General features: G+C 33.5%; 19 protein-coding genes. 12 read left to right on the forward strand and 7 right to left on the reverse strand.

What is annotated here, in order from left to right; all coding sequences use genetic code 11:
* Positions 1-56: 56 nt before the first annotated feature.
* Complete coding sequence (gene tyrS, locus AAC024_RS08945) at positions 57-1,349, forward strand: tyrosine--tRNA ligase (RefSeq protein WP_339894962.1); 1,293 nt, start codon at positions 57-59, stop codon at positions 1,347-1,349.
* A 113-nt stretch (positions 1,350-1,462) separates the two neighbouring features.
* On the opposite strand, the gene AAC024_RS08950 is transcribed toward tyrS, so the two are convergent.
* The 3 genes from AAC024_RS08950 to AAC024_RS08960 all read right to left on the reverse strand — a co-directional run bounded on the left by AAC024_RS08950 (position 1,463) and on the right by AAC024_RS08960 (position 3,930).
* Positions 1,463-1,909 (reverse strand): YHS domain-containing (seleno)protein, encoded by a 447-nt coding sequence (locus AAC024_RS08950; RefSeq protein ID WP_339894963.1) that lies wholly within the window; start codon positions 1,907-1,909, stop codon positions 1,463-1,465.
* A gap of 46 nt (positions 1,910-1,955) precedes the next feature.
* Positions 1,956-2,936, reverse strand: coding sequence for an acyl transferase (locus AAC024_RS08955; RefSeq protein WP_339894965.1), 981 nt, complete (start codon positions 2,934-2,936; stop codon positions 1,956-1,958).
* Positions 2,937-3,588: 652 nt separating this feature from the next.
* Positions 3,589-3,930, reverse strand: coding sequence for a T9SS type A sorting domain-containing protein (locus tag AAC024_RS08960; RefSeq protein WP_339894966.1), 342 nt, complete (start codon positions 3,928-3,930; stop codon positions 3,589-3,591).
* Between the two features lie 195 nt (positions 3,931-4,125).
* Here AAC024_RS08960 and AAC024_RS08965 point away from each other — a divergent pair, with 195 nt between their 5' ends.
* Together AAC024_RS08965 and AAC024_RS08970 are read left to right on the forward strand one after the other, a co-directional pair.
* A complete protein-coding gene (locus AAC024_RS08965; protein WP_339894968.1) occupies positions 4,126-4,806 on the forward strand; it encodes a response regulator transcription factor in 681 nt (226 codons plus the stop codon).
* The gene (locus AAC024_RS08970; protein WP_339894969.1) at positions 4,806-5,849 is read left to right on the forward strand and encodes an ATP-binding protein; all 1,044 of its coding nucleotides are present in this window, start codon (positions 4,806-4,808) and stop codon (positions 5,847-5,849) included. The genes AAC024_RS08965 and AAC024_RS08970 overlap by 1 nt, the downstream gene beginning before the upstream one ends.
* On the opposite strand, the gene AAC024_RS08975 is transcribed toward AAC024_RS08970, so the two are convergent.
* Complete coding sequence (locus AAC024_RS08975) at positions 5,832-6,878, reverse strand: glycosyltransferase (RefSeq protein ID WP_339894971.1); 1,047 nt, start codon at positions 6,876-6,878, stop codon at positions 5,832-5,834. The genes AAC024_RS08970 and AAC024_RS08975 overlap by 18 nt on opposite strands.
* 336 nt (positions 6,879-7,214) lie before the next feature.
* On the opposite strand from AAC024_RS08975, the gene trmB reads away from it, so the two are divergent.
* From trmB to AAC024_RS09000, 5 genes are all read left to right on the forward strand, one after another.
* Positions 7,215-7,889, forward strand: a complete 675-nt coding sequence (gene trmB / locus AAC024_RS08980) for a tRNA (guanosine(46)-N7)-methyltransferase TrmB (protein ID WP_339894972.1) — start codon at positions 7,215-7,217, stop codon at positions 7,887-7,889.
* Positions 7,890-8,055: 166 nt separating this feature from the next.
* On the forward strand, positions 8,056-8,685 hold the full coding sequence (locus tag AAC024_RS08985) for a LysE family transporter (RefSeq protein WP_339894974.1): 630 nt from the start codon (positions 8,056-8,058) through the stop codon (positions 8,683-8,685).
* 101 nt (positions 8,686-8,786) lie between these two features.
* The gene (locus AAC024_RS08990) at positions 8,787-9,116 is read left to right on the forward strand and encodes an MGMT family protein (protein ID WP_339894975.1); all 330 of its coding nucleotides are present in this window, start codon (positions 8,787-8,789) and stop codon (positions 9,114-9,116) included.
* A 143-nt stretch (positions 9,117-9,259) separates the two neighbouring features.
* Positions 9,260-10,396 (forward strand): Mrp/NBP35 family ATP-binding protein, encoded by a 1,137-nt coding sequence (locus AAC024_RS08995; RefSeq protein WP_339894977.1) that lies wholly within the window; start codon positions 9,260-9,262, stop codon positions 10,394-10,396.
* Positions 10,397-10,399: 3 nt separating this feature from the next.
* On the forward strand, positions 10,400-10,642 hold the full coding sequence (locus tag AAC024_RS09000; protein ID WP_271559905.1) for a NifU family protein: 243 nt from the start codon (positions 10,400-10,402) through the stop codon (positions 10,640-10,642).
* 114 nt (positions 10,643-10,756) lie between these two features.
* On the opposite strand, the gene AAC024_RS09005 is transcribed toward AAC024_RS09000, so the two are convergent.
* The 3 genes from AAC024_RS09005 to AAC024_RS09015 form a co-directional block, all read right to left on the reverse strand.
* Positions 10,757-11,134: a HEPN domain-containing protein gene (locus AAC024_RS09005; RefSeq protein ID WP_339894980.1), complete on the reverse strand. Its 378-nt coding sequence runs from the start codon at positions 11,132-11,134 to the stop codon at positions 10,757-10,759.
* 182 nt (positions 11,135-11,316) lie between these two features.
* Entirely contained in the window at positions 11,317-14,847 is a 3,531-nt protein-coding gene (gene nifJ / locus AAC024_RS09010; protein ID WP_339894982.1) for a pyruvate:ferredoxin (flavodoxin) oxidoreductase, read from the reverse strand.
* Between the two features lie 323 nt (positions 14,848-15,170).
* Positions 15,171-15,521: a 4Fe-4S dicluster domain-containing protein gene (locus AAC024_RS09015; protein WP_339894983.1), complete on the reverse strand. Its 351-nt coding sequence runs from the start codon at positions 15,519-15,521 to the stop codon at positions 15,171-15,173.
* A 168-nt stretch (positions 15,522-15,689) separates the two neighbouring features.
* On the opposite strand from AAC024_RS09015, the gene AAC024_RS09020 reads away from it, so the two are divergent.
* From AAC024_RS09020 to nuoB, 4 genes are all read left to right on the forward strand, one after another.
* Positions 15,690-17,546, forward strand: a complete 1,857-nt coding sequence (locus AAC024_RS09020) for a 2-oxoacid:acceptor oxidoreductase subunit alpha (RefSeq protein ID WP_339894985.1) — start codon at positions 15,690-15,692, stop codon at positions 17,544-17,546.
* A 1-nt stretch (position 17,547) separates the two neighbouring features.
* The gene (locus AAC024_RS09025) at positions 17,548-18,561 is read left to right on the forward strand and encodes a 2-oxoacid:ferredoxin oxidoreductase subunit beta (RefSeq protein WP_339894986.1); all 1,014 of its coding nucleotides are present in this window, start codon (positions 17,548-17,550) and stop codon (positions 18,559-18,561) included.
* 14 nt (positions 18,562-18,575) lie between these two features.
* Positions 18,576-18,926, forward strand: coding sequence for an NADH-quinone oxidoreductase subunit A (locus AAC024_RS09030; protein ID WP_339894988.1), 351 nt, complete (start codon positions 18,576-18,578; stop codon positions 18,924-18,926).
* On the forward strand, positions 18,917-19,503 hold a 587-nt coding region (nuoB, locus tag AAC024_RS09035; RefSeq protein ID WP_339894989.1), incomplete at its 3' end, for an NADH-quinone oxidoreductase subunit NuoB. The genes AAC024_RS09030 and nuoB, both read left to right, overlap by 10 nt.

Consider the following 19,503-nt stretch of genomic DNA (forward strand, 5'->3'; position numbering starts at 1 on the left):
TGCCTAATTATACCTGTATTTTTATCTTTGCATAGTTTTGTAAAAATTTAAGAAGCATGATAAAGAATTTTGTTGAAGAATTAACTTGGAGAGGCATGATACATACGGTTACGCCAGGAGCCGAGGAACATCTAATGGAAGGCATGCGAAGTGCTTATGTAGGTTTTGATCCTACGGCAGATTCTTTACACATTGGTAACTTAGTACCTATTATGCTTTTAGCACATTATCAGCGTTGCGGGCATAGACCAGTAGCTTTAGTTGGAGGTGCAACAGGAATGATTGGTGATCCTTCGGGGAAATCTAACGAGCGTAATTTGTTAGATGAAAAAACACTTCGACATAATCAAGAAGCCATAAAAGGGCAGCTAGCTCATTTTTTAGATTTTGAAAGTAATGAGGCTAATGCCGCAGAACTCGTGAACAATTACGATTGGATGAAGGACTTTTCGTTTCTTGAATTTATTCGTGATGTTGGTAAACACATTACTGTAAACTATATGATGGCCAAAGATTCTGTTAAAAATAGAATTTCATCTGATTCATCTGAGGGTATGAGTTTTACAGAATTTACTTATCAAATGGTGCAGGGTTACGATTTTCTTCATCTTTATAGAGAAATGGATTGTTCCATTCAAATGGGGGGAAGCGACCAATGGGGAAACATTACAACAGGAACTGAATTAATTAGACGGATTGCTGGCGGAAAAGGTTTTGCGATAACGTGCCCTTTAATTACAAAATCGGATGGTTCTAAATTTGGTAAATCTGAAGGCGGAAATATCTGGTTGGATGCTAATAGAACATCACCTTATAAATTTTATCAATACTGGTTAAATTCAAGTGATGAAGATGCAGAAAAGTATATCAAGATTTTTAGTTTTTTAGATAAGGAAAATATTGATGAATTGGTTGAAAAACATAATGAAAACAGAGGTTTTAAACTATTGCAAAAAAGATTAGCTGAAGAAGTTACTAGAATAGTTCATTCTGATGAAGAATTTAAGAATGCAAAAAAAGCATCAGAAATTTTATTTAGTAAAACCTTTAAAGTTGATATTAAAACGTTAGATGAAGAGACTTTTTTAGATGTGTTTGAAGGCGTTCCTCAAGCAGAAATATCTCGAAATGAGCTTTCAGAATTAGATATGATTGGTGCTTTAGCTGCTAAAACAAATTTTTTAGCCTCAAATAGTGAAGCACGTCGTGCATTAAAAGAGAATGCAGTATCTGTTAATAAGGAGAAAGTTAAAGAAAATTATCAATTGTCATCTGAAGATTTAATTAATGATAGGTACATCATTCTTAATAAAGGGAAAAAACATACATATATTATTAAAGTATCTTAAAATAACAAAGCCTGAGTTTTCACTCAGGCTTTGGATTTAACTAACCAACTAAAAACTAATTTTTCTTTTTCTTAGCTGGTGTTTTTGTCGTAATTACTTACTTGGGTTAGAAATTATTTTTTAAACTTTATATTTTCCCAATTTTCATCAGCTTTTTCTTTTAAAAGGTTTTCATTTTCGTTCTTCCATAAGTCCAAAGTATTTGTACCCCAAGCATTATAGAATAAATAAAGTTTGTCGTCTTTAATTTGAAATGTTTTTGGGTTTATAGATACTTTATCACTTTTAATAGCAATGGCATACGCGCAGTAACCACCGTATTGCGGCATATACTTTTTAGGGTTCTTATAAAACGTTTTGAGGTTTTCTTCTGATGAAAACTTGTATTTGATTCCATCAAGAGAGGTTGTAAATTTTTTATCACCTTCAATAGCTTCATTATTAAAATACGCAACAACGTCATAACCGTTTGCAACAAATTCTTTTTTTAGATTGTAGTCTATAGTTTGTGCAGATAAAGAAGAAATCGTTATTATAAATAGTATAATTAAACTTTTCATAAAGTATGTTTAACAATAAGTCTCAGATCGAACAAGACCTTACAAATTAAAGCACCATAAGATTGCATCCGCGAATATCAGAATTATCAAAACGCCCAATAACTTCAAAAGAACCGTCATTATTTGTTCTACCTAAATCTTGTGTTGCAATAAAGGAGCAAGAATTTATATTGGCCAAATCAATAATGTTAAGCCCACCAGTTTTCCCTGATTCTTGAATAGTTAATGCGTCTTCAGTATCACGCGTTAAAACGGTCATCCAAGGCGGGCAATTAAAAACACCAAATCCTTTGGAGTAGGCTTGACTTAAAAGCTCGGTCATACCATATTCGCTATGTATATATTCAACACCAAATCCTTTTTTTAATGTATTATGTAATTCCCTTCTAATCAGTTCTTTTCGTCTGCCTTTCATGCCACCTGTTTCCATGATTATGGTATTTTTTAAGTTAAATTGATAGGTTTCAACCAGATCTAACAAAGCAAAAGAAACACCTATAAGCACTACTTTTTTGCCTTCGGAATCTAATGTTGTTAAGGTGTCTTTTAACTCAGAAAGATTATTCAAATAAAAACCACTTTCAGGATGCTTAGAGGTTGTAATCATACTATCTACCATGTAGATTAAAGAAGATCCATCACGTTCTAAATAAGAAGGTAACAAGCCTAAGATTACATAGTCTTCAATACCTCCATAAAATTGTTCAAACCCCTTGGTGAAACTTTGTTGATAAATATTTAAATCGGTAACATGGTGCTTGCTGGTTTCGCTTCCCGAAGTTCCAGAACTGGTGAATGTTTTTTTAATTGGTGCTTTAGAGCTTAAGACTTCTCGTGTTTTAAAAAACTGAATAGGTAAAAAAGGAATACCTTTTAATGTTTTCACCTCGCTAGGATGTTTGTATAATAAATCGCAAAAAGACCTGTAAACCTTGTTGTTTTCAAATTGGAATTTAAAAATTTGCAGAGCTAAATCTTCAAATTCAGTTTGATTTTTAATATGAAAAATGGAGTTTATGTCTATCATGCCTTAGCAAAGAAACAAAAGTAAATAATTCAATTTACACTAAAATATTAATACGACATTTTAATATAAGTTGATAGGTTGAAAATAAGTTAGGGGAAGTGCGTTAGGGATTTCTATTGTTTAACCAGAAGAATATTAATATTTTTTTTGATAGATTCTTGACTACCGAAATTTTAACTTGTGGCGTAAAGATTAATTAAAAATTCACACCTCCCTTAATCCCTCCTTATTAGGAGGGAAACTGTAGCGTATGAGTTTCCCCTCCTTGGAGGGGATTAAGGGGTGGGTTGTGAAAAAGTTTTTTAATACCTGTTTTACTAAGTAGAAAATCAATTATTTGTTTAGCTTATTATATAGAACTCAGTTTTCAAGTACACTAAATAACTGCGGATTGATAACTGCAAACTGCGGACTAACTTGGTAAGGGATAGCAGCGGCATCCTTTATGTGAAGCGATTGAAAGATAGATCTTAAAATTTGAATTAAGTAACTTGTTTTATGAGATCCCGAAACAAGTTCGGGACTGCTTCACAGAAAGATATAGCGAATAGCCCGACGCCTTGTGGTAACCTGCCTGCCGGCGGTCAAAATTGATTCAAAATAAAAAAGCGTTGCTGTAAACAACGCTTTCTAATTATATTAAATATTTCAGCTATTTTATTACAAGTTTTCTTGATTCGCTGATGTTATTTTCTGTAATTCTTAAAATATAGACGCCTTTTCTTAAATTTGAAATATTCAACTCTCTTCCAGATAAAATGGTGGCAAAAACACGTTTTCCTAAAACATCAAAAACTTCAATATTCTTAATTAAACTTAGTTTTGATGCAATATTTATAAAGGATCTTTGACTATTGACGGGGTTAGGGAAAATTGCTAAGCCTTCAATATTTGGCTGTGTAGAGGGATACTTAACATGATTTTGTGCATCCATATTCTGGGATGTAAAAAATGTTAAGGCTACGAATAAAAATAAAAAGTAAACTTTTCTCATACACTTATAATTTGGTTATATAAAGGTAATAAATTATTGCAAAAGTGATGCCAAAACAGTGTTAAAGATTAGCGTAATTGGTCGAAAGTTTAAATTAAGGTAATGGGTTTGTTATCTTAATGTTATTAATTTCTGTATTTTAATAAAATCAGGTGATTAGTTTTATCTTTACTTCAATAAACAAGAATATCATTAATGAAAAAAAAAGATATTAAAATATTATTGGTTGATGATGAGCCAGATATTTTAGAAATAGTTGGTTACAATTTATCTAGTGAAGGTTACCAAATTATAACTGCTGAAAATGGACAGGAAGGTGTAAAAAAAGCAAAAAAAGAGCTTCCACATTTAATTATTTTAGATGTGATGATGCCCGAAATGGATGGGATTGAAGCTTGCGAAATTATTAGAAAAAACCCCAATCTAAAAAACACAATCATTACATTTTTAACAGCTAGAGGCGAAGACTATTCTCAAGTAGCTGGTTTTGATGCAGGTGCTGATGATTATATTACAAAACCTATTAAACCAAAAGTTTTAGTGAGTAAAGTTAAAGCACTTTTAAGACGCTTTAAGGAAGAAGATGTTGCTGACACACTTAAAGTTGGTAGCTTGGTTATTAACAGAGATGAATATAAAATTGTTTCAAAAGGAAAAGAGATTATTTTACCTAGAAAAGAATTTGAATTATTATCTTTACTAGCATCCAAACCAGGAAAAGTATTTAAAAGAGATGAAATTCTTGATGCTGTTTGGGGTAGCGAAGTTATTGTTGGTGGAAGAACTATTGATGTTCACATCAGAAAGCTTCGTGAAAAATTAGGTGATAAAAGCTTCAAAACCATAAAAGGTGTAGGCTATAAGTTTGTAGATTAATGCAGGCAAAATTTAAAAAATCATATCGATTTGCTGTTCGTACGGCATTATACATCACTTTATATACAACACTCTTAATGAGTGTTTTTTTGTATTACTATCATAATCTTGAATGGTACTTCCCACTGGTGTTTTCTATTTGTATCTTTTTATTTTCTTTGATTATTATTCAATTTAGTGTAGAACGTTTTATTTACAAACGTGTAAAAAAAATATATGATGACTTAACGCTTCTCGAATCTGTAAATTTAGCTAAAGGCCCCATTACAACTGATATGCAAACCTTAACTCAAGAAATAGATAAGTTTGCTAGAGATAAGAAAATTGAAATTGAAACCCTAAAAGTTAGAGAAGAGTACAGAAAAGAGTATTTAGGCAATGTATCGCATGAATTAAAGACGCCTCTGTTCACAGTACAAGGTTATATTTTAACGTTGCTTGATGGCGCAATGGATGATAAAAATATCAGAAAAAAATACTTAGAAAGAGCCAGTAAAGGCATTGAAAGATTAGGCTATATTATTAAAGATTTAGACATGATTACCAAACTAGAAGTTGGGGATTTAAGTTTAAATATGGAAGTTTTTAATATTGTTGAGTTGGTCGAAAATGTATTTGATATGTTAGAGATGAAAGCTAACAAGAAAAAAACAACATTAATTTTTGATAGAGCATACCCCAACCCAATAATGGTGAAGGCGGATAAAGAGCGGATTCAGCAAGTTTTGGCTAATTTAATGGTGAACTCAATAAAATACGGAAGTGAAAAAGGAACTACCGAAGTTAGTATAGAAAACCTCATTAAAAATAAAGTTATAGTCCGTATTACAGATAATGGCGAAGGTATAAGTAAAGTTCATATACCAAGACTATTTGAGCGTTTCTATCGTGTAGATAAGAGTGGTTCAAGAAAAGAAGGTGGCTCAGGTCTTGGGCTTTCCATTGTAAAACATATTATTGAAGCGCATAGAGAGAAAATTTATGTAGAAAGCCAGTATGGCGTTGGTAGCGAATTCTCCTTTACTTTAGAAAAGGCTGAATAGATTGGTATAATCAAATTTAAAATCAAAAGCTTTCAAACCCTCATAAGTTTTAACCTCATCCAATCTTTTTATATTAAAAACATTTTGTTTACAACTAGGTACTAAACTCATTTCAGTAAGTCGTTTTGCTAAGTATTCTTGTTCAAACTGGCCAGGTGTAGGAATAAAAAAGGCCTTTTTATTAAGTTTAGCTAAATCCATTACAGTGGTATAACCCGATCTAGAAACAACTAAAGCACTTTCATTAATAGTCTTTTCTAATAATTTAGAAGTCATAAAATTATAAATTGTAATATTTCCTATAACCTGTATGGTTTGTTTTTTCTCCATAATGCCTTTCACAAAAACAACTTTTCCAGAGTAGCTTTTTAATTCAGACAATAGTTTTTCTTCAAGAAAAGTACGTTGTGGCTCAGGGCCAGAAATCAAAACTATTAAATCATTTTTAATTTCAGAGCGCGTATTAGTAAACCTACTTAACGGACCAATATACGATGTAGGAACATCAAATTTTTTTAAATGACCCAATTTTCCACTTAAGTTAATTTCACCTTCGATATCAGGAACCCAACAGGTGTCAAATTTCTTTATAATTTTTTGATGTATTTTGGTACTCAACCAAGTGGTATTGCCACTCAAAACATTCAATTGATGTGTCATGAAAACGGAAGGTACTTTTTTGTTTCTAACCCCTAATCTATTATCAGAAATAATCCCAGAAATATCGGTATGCTCTAAAATAGATGCTATGGCTTTTTTTTCTGCCTTAATCGCTTTTAAAAATTTTGGCGAATCCTTAAGAAGCTTCAATTTAAAAAGCTTCCTGTTTTTGGTATAGGTAATATTGTAGGATGGTAATTCTATCGTGGTAAGGTTTGGGAATTCTTTACGCAACAATGTTAAAGCGGCTCCGTCACTAGCAATAATTGGCGCAAAATTTTCAGCAATTAAAGCGTTAATTATTGGTATACAACGTGTGGCATGCCCAAGTCCCCAATTTAAAGGCGCAACTAAAATTCGTTTTTTCATTTTTAAAATTATGGCGTTACCACAAGGGTCGGGCTTTCCACTATATCTTTCTGTGAAGCAGTCCCGAACTTGTTTCGGGATCTCATAAAACAAGTTACTTAATCCAAATTTTAAGATCTAACTTTCAATCACTTCACACAAAGGATGCCGTTTCAATCCCTAACGCACTTTTTTACTCAAACCACTTTCTCTTTGAAATATAAAGGAAAAAGACGCATTCTTACTATGGTAATTTCAAAGTGAAAATGGTTTTATCAAAGATAAGATAATAAGGCTCTCGTATATTTCCTTAATTTTGCTAAAATAAAAGTAATAATAAGAAATAGTTAATAAACTTTGGGAAGCAAAAACAAACTTAGAAGATTCAACGAAAACGAAACATTTTCCAATGTGGTTCAGCCAACAAGAGAAGAGTTGGTTAGTTCAAAATTCAATTTGAAAGGAAATTGGAGAACAGAAATGTTTAAAAATAATAACCCTTTAGTTTTAGAATTAGGGTGTGGTAAAGGCGAGTATGCCGTAGCATTAGCTAAAAAATATCCAAACAAAAATTTTATAGGTATCGATATTAAAGGTGCGCGTTTTTGGAGAGGTGCAAAAACAGCTATTGAAGAACATATTCCAAACGTCGCTTTCCTTCGCACACAAATAGAATTAATCGATCATGCATTCGCTGAAAATGAAGTAGATGAAATCTGGATCACTTTCCCCGATCCGCAAATAAAATATAAGCGTACCAAGCACCGTATGACTAACGCAACATTTTTAGAGCGTTACAAGCAAATATTAATACCAGAAGGTGTTGTAAACTTAAAAACCGATAGCGAATTTATGCACGGTTACACACTTGGGTTGTTGCATGGCGCTGGACATGATGTGATTTATGCTAACCATAATGTGTATAAGCAAGAAGGTAGTCCGGAAGAAGTAACAAGTATTCAAACTTTTTATGAATCGCAATATTTAGAACAAAACAAACCAATTACCTATATTAGATTTAAAATAAAATAATAAGAGTCTGTTTAAGAATTTGTGTTTAGAATTTTTATAGGCTATTTTTGATGCAGTATGAGGCAAAATTTTTAAACATAGCCTAGTTACGGTTCAAAATTTTAACAAAATAATGCACAAAAAGAGGCATAAAAAAATAATTAACGAAATCTTAAGCAGACTCTAAGTGAACATTACCTTTATCTTCTTTTTAGGTTTATTTTTTGCAATGATTGGTGTCATCCCACCAGGGTTGTTGAATATGACAGCAGCCAAAATAAGCTTAAAAGAAGGCCATGTTAGAGGGATTGTGTTTTCCGCAGGTGTTTGTATTATCGTTATAGTACAAACCTATCTGGCAAGTATTTTTGCAAGTTATTTAAGTAAGCATCCAGAAGTTATTGGAGTTTTAAGAAGTGTTGCTCTTGTTATTTTTATCTTAATAACTATTTATTTTTTGTTTGTTGCTAAGTCAACACCTAAACAACAAATAGATCCTAAAATAAAGAGCAAATATAGTCGATTTTTTCAAGGCATATTTTTGTCGATAATAAATGTATTTCCAATACCATATCAAGCTTATATGACCATTACTTTGGCATCATTCGGTTGGATGACATTTGAGAAATCAAGTATTATGGCTTATGTAATTGGAGCTGCTACAGGAACATTTGTAACGCTCTATATGTATATTTTCTTTTTTGATAAAATAAAAAGTAAAACCTTCACTTCGCAAAAAAATATGAACCGAATTATTGGTGGCATTACTGGTGTTATTTCTATTGTGACTTTAATTAATATCATTCAAGACTTCTAAAGAGAAACATCCATAACTAAAAGTTCGATACCCAAAGAAATGATTATATAGCTTGCTCCAACAATTTCGGAGTGACTATTAAAAAACAATACAATAAACACATGAAGCCAGAAACCCTTAATTTCTTTGACAAAGTTTACGAAGTCGCAAAACTTATCCCATATGGAAGAGTGACCAGCTATGGGGCTATTGCAACGTATTTAGGCGCAGCAAGAAGCGCAAGAATGGTAGGGTATGCTATGAACGGTTCTCATAGTAAAGATGTGCCAGCCCATCGTGTTGTGAATAGAAAAGGATTGCTAACAGGAAAGCATCATTTTGATGGCACAAACTTGATGCAACAGTTATTAGAGAGTGAAGGTATTGCCGTTATTGAAAACCAAATTCAAAACTTGGATAAGATATTTTGGGATCCTTCTAAGGAATTGTAATGATTTCCTAATTCTTCAAAATTTTTAGAGCAAAATTCAATAACAAATCCAAATAACGGCATAGTTAAAACTTCTAACTACATACTTCCGTCTTCCAGATTTATTGCATATATTTGTCTTTAGAATGATTCTTAATAAAAGAAATGAAACTTAATAAACAAGATATTTTAAAAGCGCTTGAAAGTATTACTGTTCCTGGAGAAGGGCAAAATATGGTAGAGAGCGGAGCAGTTAAAAATGTAATTACTTTTGGCGATGAGGTTATTGTAGATATAACCATTAAAAATCCAAGTTTACAAGCAAAAAAACGTACTGAGGTTGATATCCTTAAAACCATTCATGAACAGGTTTACGAAAAAGCTAAAATTACAATTAACGTAAAAGTAGAAGTACCGGCAAACCCAAAAGCTAATGTTATTAAAGGAACTCCAATTCCTGGTATTCAAAATATAGTTGCAATAGCTTCTGGTAAAGGTGGTGTTGGGAAATCTACGGTTACAGCAAATTTGGCGGTAACTTTGGCGAAAATGGGTTTTAAAGTAGGTGTGCTAGATGCCGATATTTATGGGCCATCCATTCCAATCATGTTTGATGTAGAGGCTGAGAAACCTTTAGCAGTAAACATTGACGGAAAATCTAAAATGAAACCTGTAGAGAACTATGGGGTTAAAATATTATCAATCGGGTTTTTCACACAACCAGATCAAGCCGTAGTTTGGCGAGGACCAATGGCAGCAAAAGCATTAAATCAAATGATTTTTGATGCACATTGGGGTGAGTTAGATTTTATGTTGATTGATTTACCTCCAGGAACCGGCGATATTCATTTAAGTATCATGCAATCTTTACCAATTACAGGGGCAGTTGTAGTGAGTACACCTCAAAATGTGGCACTGGCTGATGCTAAAAAAGGTGTAGCTATGTTTCAGCAAGAAAGTATTAATGTGCCTGTATTAGGAATTATTGAAAATATGGCATATTTTACACCTGCTGAATTGCCAGATAATAAATATTTTATCTTTGGAAAAGAAGGAGCCAAAAATTTAGCTGAAGATTTAAAAGTACCCTTTTTAGGTGAATTACCACTAGTACAAAGTATTAGAGAAGCTGGGGATGTTGGTCGTCCAGCAGCATTACAAACAGCAACACCGTTAGAACAAGCTTTTGAGGAAATAACCAGAAATGTAGTTCAAGAAGTTGTAAAACGAAATGACGATTTACCACCAACCGAAGCCATTAAAATTACAACTATGGCAGGTTGTGCAGCAGTAAAAAAATAATACATGACTTCAGAAGAACTAAGATTAAATGTAGAAAAAGCGTTAGACGAAATCCGTCCGTTTTTACAAAGTGATGGTGGCGATATTTCACTATTATCTATTGAAAATGATAATCTAGTTAAGGTTCAGTTACAAGGCGCTTGCGTAGGTTGTAGTGTTAATCAAATGACACTCAAATCGGGTGTAGAAATGACTATTAAAAAGTATGCGCCTCAAATAGAACAGGTTATTAATATTGATGGTTAAACTATAAATTTAAAATATTTTAGCCATAGATATCTCTTTGGTTAAAAAAGAATTAACCAATTAAATAAAACTCGTTTTAAAGTTCCATTTAATCGAATCTATAGAAGTTTAGGATTAAATAATTTTTTCTTTTCTAAGAAATGTGTCTAATTTATCTGCTTCATCAAAACATTTGTTAACTTTTGAAATATTATCACAATATTTTGTTTCTAAATTATGAGAAGATTTACAATTAAAGTCTGATAAATCTACATTTTCAAAACCTTTGTTTATTTTTTTACATTGCTCATAAAGGCTATCAATAGTCTCATTCTCATTCGGTTTAATACCTTTTTTTAAAAGATAACCTTTTAAATAATTTTTGATGGCATACTGAGAATTCTTGCAAACTAAATAAGTTACAATGTCTTCTTTTGGTTTGAACAACTCCTTGTTGGCTTGATTCAATTTTTGAGCAGCCTTAACAAAGAATTGGATGGCTTCGGTTTCCATAATAAATTAATAGTTAGTTATTAATAGTAATCATTAAAGTTGTCAAACTGAGCGCAGTCGAAGTTTCAGTGTACTGAAAACCAAAGCATTTCGACTGCGCTCAATGTGACATTTAAACTAAAAATTTATTTTTTAGACAGCCTCATGATTTTTATATTTAACATAGCCTAACCAAAAGATGTTTACATATCTCTATAAAGTTCTAAACGTTCCCATTTAGAATTAACTTCAGTTTGAGCTTGCTCAAGAAGCTTAGCTCCAAGTTCTGCATCGTCTTTAACAACTCTTGTAAATCGTGTTTCATTATACATGAAGTCTTTAAGAGGAATTGAAGGTGCTTTAGAGTCTAGTTTAAACTTCTTGCCTTTTGGTTTAGAAGGGTTAAATCTAAATAATGGCCAATAACCACTTTCTACAGCTTTTACTTGTTGTGATGCACCGTTAGCAAGGTCATAACCATGTTCAATACAAGGTGAGTAAGCAATGATTATTGATGGTCCAGGATAAGCTTCAGCTTCTTCAATAGCCTTAAGGGTTTGAAGATCTTTGGCTCCTATAGCGATTTGAGCAACATAAACATTTTCATAAGAGACTGCCTGTAGTGCTAAACTCTTCTTACTAGTGCGTTTGCCAGAAACTGAGAATTTTGCACTTGCTCCTAATGGTGTTGCTTTAGATGTTTGTCCGCCAGTGTTGGAATACACTTCGGTATCTAATACCATAATATTGATATCCTCTCCTGTAGCTAAGATGTGGTCTAAGCCACCAAATCCAATATCGTAAGCCCAACCATCTCCACCTAAAATCCACACTGATTTTTTACGTAGATATTCAGTTAGTTGAGACAGTTTTTTAGCCTTATCATTATCGATAGTAGCTAATTTGATTTTTAGTTTGTCTAAGTTTTTGAAGTTTTCTGCTTTTTCAGCTTCCGTTTTTTCAGGATTATTTAAAATAGCATCAACTAAGTCTTTTCCAACTTCATTTTCAATAGATTTAAGTAAGTTTACAGAAATTTCTTGTTTCTTACTTAAGGCTAATTTCATACCTAAACCAAATTCAGCATTATCTTCAAATAATGAATTAGCCCAAGCAGGACCGCGTCCAATTTCATTAGTTTTATATGGTGTTGTTGGTAAATTACCGCCATAAATAGAGGAACAACCTGTTGCATTGGCAATTAAAATACTATCTCCATATAATTGAGTTAACATTTTGATATATGGTGTTTCACCACAACCAGAACACGCTCCAGAGAATTCAAATAAAGGCTCTAAGAATTGAGATCCTTTTACATTTGTTATTTGTAACTCGGTTCTATTATAGTCAGGTAAATTAATAAAGTAATCCCAATTTAAATCTTCTACAGCTTCAACTTTAAGCTTTTTGTGCATGTTAATGGCTTTAAAGTCTGGATCTTCTTTACTCACAGCAGGACAAACAGCAACACAAAGGTCACAGCCTGTACAATCTTGAGGAGATACTTGAAGTACATAAGATTCTTCATCTTTATTAAAAGGTCTGCCTTTTGCTGCAACTGCTTTTAAAGAAGCAGGTCTATTTGCTAATTCGTCATTGCTAACAACTTTTGCTCTAATGGCAGCATGCGGACAAATAGCAACACACTTATTACATTGTGTACATAAATCTATATCATCCCATACTGGAACAATATCAGCAATTCCACTTTTTTCGAATTGACTGGTTCCTGTTGGGAATGTACCATCCATGGAGAATGCACTTACAGGTAATTCATCTCCAAATCCTCCTAATATTTTTTCGAGTACTTCAGTAACAAATCCGTCAGGCGCATTATGCATGGCGGTTTCTAAATATCTTTCGCTGGTAACTTCTTTTGGGTAATCTACTTGTTCTAGATTAGCAAGAGAATTATCAACAGCTGTAAAATTCATTTTTACCATGCTTTCTCCTTTATGAGAGTAAGATTTTACAATGGCATCTTTAATACGTTGAATGGCTTGTTCTTTTGGTAAAACACCAGAGATTGCAAAGAAACAAGTTTGTAATACGGTATTTGTACGTTTACCAAGATTGGATTCTGCCGCTACTTTGGTGGCATCAATCACATAGAAATTAGCTTCTTTCTCAATAATTTCTTTTTGAATTTGCTTTGGTAAATGATTCCATATTTCATCTTTAGAATATGGTGAGTTTAATAAGAATGTGCCTCCATGTTTTAAATCGGCAACCATATTAAACTTTTTAATAAACTTATATTGATGACTAGCAATAAAATCGGCTTTATCAATTAAGTATGAAGAGTATATTGGCGTTGGTCCAAAGCGCAAGTGAGAAATGGTTTGAGCTCCAGCTTTTTTAGAGTCGTAAACAAAGTATCCTTGTACAAAGTTATCTGTGGTATCTCCAATAATTTTAATGGAGTTTTTATTAGCACCAACAGTGCCATCAGATCCTAAACCGTAGAACATACAATTAATGGTATTACGTTCTATTGTAAAAGAATCATCAATTGGTAAACTTGTAAAAGTGACATCGTCATTAATACCAACGGTAAAGTGATTTTTTGGTTTGTCATCTAATAATTCGTCATAAACCCCTTTAACCATTTTAGGCGTAAACTCTTTTGATGATAAGCCGTAACGGCCTCCAACCACAACAGGCATTTCTCTGTCGCTTTCAATCAATGCGGTAACAACATCTTGATATAAAGGTTCGCCAACACTTCCTGGTTCTTTAGTTCTGTCTAGAACAGCTATTTTTTTAACGGTGTCTGGTAATTCGTCAACAAAGTGTTTTATTGAAAATGGTCTAAACAAGCGTACAAATAATACGCCTACTTTTTCGCCGTTTTTCACCATGGCTTCAACAGCTTCTCTAGCAGCACCTTCACCAGAACCCATGAGTATAATAACGCGTTCTGCTTCTGGATGACCTTCATAATAGAATAAACTATATCTACGACCGGTATGCTCATAGAATTCATTCATTGTTTCTTCAACAATACCAGGAACCTTTTCGTAAAATGTATTGGCAGCCTCTCTGGCTTGGAAGAATACATCTGGGTTTTGAGAAGTACCTCTAATTACCGGATGATCTGGATCAAGAGAACGTTTTTTGTGATCCATAATAGCATCTTCTGGCATCATAGCTGTAATAACATCATCAGTAATACCATCTATTTTAGAAATCTCGTGAGACGTTCTAAAGCCATCAAAAATATTTAAGAAAGGAACTCTAGATTTTAATGTTGCTACTTGAGAAATAAGTGCAAAATCTTGTGCTTCTTGAACAGATCCTCCAAATAACATAGAGTATCCTGTTTGTCTAGCAGCCATGACATCTGAATGGTCACCAAAAATTGAAAGCGCATGCGTTGCAACCGTTCTTGCGGCTACATGTATTACAGAAGGTAATAATTCGCCTGCCATTTTATACATATTTGGAATCATTAATAATAATCCCTGCGATGCCGTAAATGTGGTTGTTAATGCGCCTGCTTGTAAAGAACCATGAACGGCTCCAGCGGCACCGCCTTCGCTCTGCATTTCAACAATTCTTGGGATATTGTCCCAAATGTTTTTCTGTCCTTTAGAGCTATAAACATCTACATGTTCGCCCATAGGTGATGCGGGTGTTATTGGATAAATAGCACACACCTCATTTGTTTTATGAGCAACTCTAGCAACAGCCTCATTAGCATCACAAATTAGTTTTGGAAAATCTTTCTTCATAATATGATATCTTATTAAATAAAATGAAATTCACAAAAAGTCATATTTAAGACTCTTCACAAAATTTCTAATTGTGTGTAGCCTAACAAGATTTTTTTTATGGACCAAAACCTTTAGGCCATTCAAATAAATTGAGTATAAAGTTAACGATGATAGAGTAAATAGATTATGATAATTGTCATGTGGACGGTATAAAAAAAAGGTTGAGGGTTTCATAATAGTATGAAACCCTCAACCTTTACGTTTAACCTCAACTATTAGAAATTGAAATTTTACACCGAAAAAGAAACTCTAATTCTTAAAAAATATAGTTTTAAAAAATGCTATTCAGCATGCAACCAAGCTTTTTTCTTTAATAAAGCGTCTTCGGTTTCAACATGATTTTCATCAGGTACACAACAGTCAACAGGACATACTGACGCACATTGTGGTTCATCATGAAATCCTTTGCATTCTGTACATTTTTCTGGAACAATAAAATAAAATTCATCAGACACGGGTTCATTCATTGCATCTGCATCTACTTCATCTCCATTTGGAAGATTTACCGTTCCACTCAACTGGGTTTCATCAGAATAAGCCCATTCTTGATCGGGCTCATAAATTGCATTATTAGGACACTCTACAAGACATGCGTCACAATTAATGCATTCGTCGGTTATAATAATTGCCATGATTTATCAGATTAAAAGAATTAATATTTGTAAATTTATAACACATTTTACTTTTTAAATGTGATAAAAATCATATTTAGTATTAAAAAGTGACATTATATTTGATGCTTACAAAGTAGTAAATTCTTGTCAAATTAGTTGAGTTAATTTATTAAATTATCGGAAAACATGGTTATAAAGCAACCTAAACATCAACCAGAAATTCTTGAAGCTGTTATTATTAGATTTGTTGGAGACTCCGGTGACGGCATGCAATTAACGGGAACACAATTTTCAGATACGTCGGCAATGTTTGGCAATGATATTGCCACTTTTCCTAATTATCCAGCAGAAATTAGAGCACCTCAAGGCAGTTTATATGGTGTTTCTGGGTTTCAAGTTCACATTGGTAGTGTAGAAATTAGTACACCTGGAGATGAGGTAGATTTACTGGTGGCTATGAATCCAGCTGGATTAAAAACAAATTTGCATGCAGTAAAGCCAGGACATACCATTATTGTAGATACGGATGCCTTTACTAAAAAGAATTTAGAAAAAGCACAATATGAAGCAAACCCATTGGAGGATGGGAGTTTAGCTAATTATAGAGTTATTGAAGTTGCAATGACCTCACTAACAAAAGAGGCATTGAAAGATATTGAAGGGCTCGATAATAAGAGTATAACACGTACTAAAAACATGTTTGCCTTAGGAATGGTGTACTGGATGTATGACCGTTCGCCCGAACACACCATTGCGTTTTTTAATAAGAAATTTAAATCCTCGCCAGCTATTATTGAGGCCAATACTAAAGTTTTAAATACAGGTCTTTATTTTGCTGAAACATTAGAGTTAATTCCGAACGTCTATACTATTTCGCCAGCTAAAATGGCATCAGGTACCTATAGAATTATTATGGGGAATACCGCTACGGCATGGGGGTTTTTAGCCGCAGCAGAAAAATCTGGATTGGAATTATTTTTAGGGTCATATCCCATTACACCAGCGTCGGATATTTTACATGAGTTGGTAAAACATAAGCATTTTGGAGTAAAGTCTCTTCAAGCTGAAGATGAAATTGCGGGTATTACATCGGCAATAGGTGCTTCATTTGCGGGCGATTTAGCCATTACAACAACATCGGGACCAGGTTTAGCCCTTAAAGGGGAAGCCGTGGGGTTAGCCATGATTATTGAATTGCCACTAGTTATAGTTAATGTGCAGCGAGGAGGACCTTCAACAGGTTTGCCAACTAAAACAGAACAATCAGATTTACTTCAGGCATTATACGGAAGAAATGGGGAAAGTCCCGTAATTGTGATTGCAGCGAGTACACCTGCAAATTGTTTTGATTATGCATACGAAGCAGCGAAACTTACTTTAGAACACATGACCCCAGTTATTTTACTAACAGACGGGTATATTGCTAATGGTTCTGCACCTTGGAAAATCAAATCGGCAAATGATATGCCGGACATTAAAAATAATATTGTTACAAAGGTTGATGGCGATTGGCATCCTTATGAACGGAATGAAGATTCTCTAGCTCGTAATTGGGCGGTTCCTGGAACGCCTGATTTAGAACATCGCGTTGGTGGTTTAGAAAAAGATAGAATTAGTGGTAATGTCTCGTATGTTCCAGAAAATCACGAATATATGACTAAAATAAGAGCCGAAAAAATTAAGCGAGTACAAAACTATATCCCCGAATTAACTACCGAATTTGCGACGAAAGGCGATTTATTGGTTGTTGGTTGGGGTGGCACTTATGGCTCACTGCATTCTGCTGTTAAGCATTTAAACGAAGAAGGTGTTGAAAATGTTGGATATGCACATTTCAATTATATTAATCCGTTGCCAAAAAACACGGAAGCCGTATTAAAACAATTCAAAAAAATTGTGGTTTGCGAACTGAATAGTGGTCAGTTTAGTAAAGTGTTAAAAATGAATTTCAATGGGTTAGATTTATCTCAATTTAATAAAGTACAAGGACTTCCATTTGGAAATAGTGAGTTAATCGAAAAGTTTAAACAATTACTAAAATAATATGGAAACAACAATCGATAAAAAGTATACCTACAAAGATTTTGAGAGCGATCAAGAGGTAAGATGGTGTCCTGGTTGCGATGACTATGTTATCTTACGATCTATGCAAAAGGCCCTCCCAGAAATGGGCGTAAAAAGGGAAGATGTTGTGTTTATTTCTGGAATTGGATGTTCTTCACGATTTCCATATTACATGAATACTTATGGCATGCATAGTATTCATGGTCGAGCTCCTGCAATAGCTACAGGTGTAAAGTTAGCCAATCCTAATTTGAGTGTTTGGGTTATTACTGGAGATGGAGATTCTATGGCCATTGGAGGTAATCACTTCATCCATGTATTACGTAGAAATATTAATTTAAACATCATTTTGTTTAATAATGAGATATATGGATTAACCAAAGGGCAATTCTCACCAACGTCTTTAGTTGGACAAAAAACAAAATCATCTCCTTATGGAAATACCCAGCCTCCTTTTTCAGCAGGCGAATTAGCCTTAGGAGCTCAAGCGCGTTTCTTTGCAAGAATAGGAGGGAATACCCCAAAAGAAATGACCCAAATTTTTATTGATTGTGAAAAGTTTAAAGGCACATCACTAATTGAAGTGTTACAAAATTGTCCAATTTTTAATAATGGCTGTTATGATGAATACACAAATAAAGCTGTGCGTGAAGATAAACAGTTGTTTGTTGAAGATGGTAAACCAATGATTTTTGGTAAAGAGCGAAACAAAGGTTTAGTTTTAAATGGTTTAAAATTAGAGGTTGTCACCATAGGAGAAAATGGGATTGAACAGGAAGATATTTTGGTTCATAACGCCAAAGAGGAAGATGTAACATTACATCAAATGTTAGTGCGGTTAAAATATCCGTTGGTAACAGGTATCATTAGAAGTTTTGATGATTTTACTTTGGAAGAAAGGGAAAAGGATCAAACAGATTTGGTAAAATCAAATTCAAAGTTTAGAAAAGTAGACGATTTGTTTTTCTCAGGAGATATTTATCAAGTGATTTAACTTAAAATTTAATCATGGGTTCAGAAGCCATTATTGTATTTTTTATAGCAGGTGTTGTATTAGTTGCTGGGGCGAATTTTATGTCGAATATGATTTCCCATAAATCAGACAATCCACAAAAGCGAGAGCCTTATGAAAGTGGTATGGTGACTAAAGGACCAACATGGGTTCAGTTTAAAGTAGGCTATTATTTATACGCTATTTTATTCTTAATTTTTGATGTTGAAGTTGCATTTTTAGTGCCTTGGGCAGTCGTTTTTAAGGATATTGGGTTTGTGGCTTTAATCGAAATACTTATATTTCTATTTATATTAGGATTAGGGTTATTGTATGCATGGAAAAAAGGCGCATTAAAATGGGAATAGACGACAAAAAAAGATATATTTCAGAAGTTCAAGATAGAGACCACAAGTTTTCAAAAGATTTTCCAGGAAAGGTAATTCCAGCAGGAAATGGGGCTAACGTTATTGTTACATCCTTGGATAAAATAATCAACTGGGGGCGATCAAATTCACTCTGGTCTCTTTATTTTGGAACCAGTTGTTGCGCTATTGAAATGATGCAAACTGGAGCAGCTCGACATGACTACTCTAGGTTTGGATTTGAAGTAGCAAGACCTTCACCAAGACAAGCAGATTTAATTATTATTGCAGGAACCATCGTAAATAAAATGGCGCCAGTGTTGCGTCGTTTGTACGATCAAATGGCAGAACCAAAATACGTCATTGCCATGGGTGCTTGCGCAATATCTGGTGGACCATTTTTTTATAACACGTATTCAGTTGTAAAAGGCGCAGACCATGTAATACCTGTAGATGTTTATGTTCCTGGTTGCCCACCTCGCCCTGAAGCATTGTTAGAAGGGATGTTAATGCTACAAGATAAAATTAGAACGGAAAACATGAAGCATAAAGAAAATCCTATTGATGGATTTGATGAAGG

It is taken from the genome of uncultured Algibacter sp. (genome assembly GCF_963976535.1).
Lineage (GTDB): Bacteria > Bacteroidota > Bacteroidia > Flavobacteriales > Flavobacteriaceae > Algibacter_B.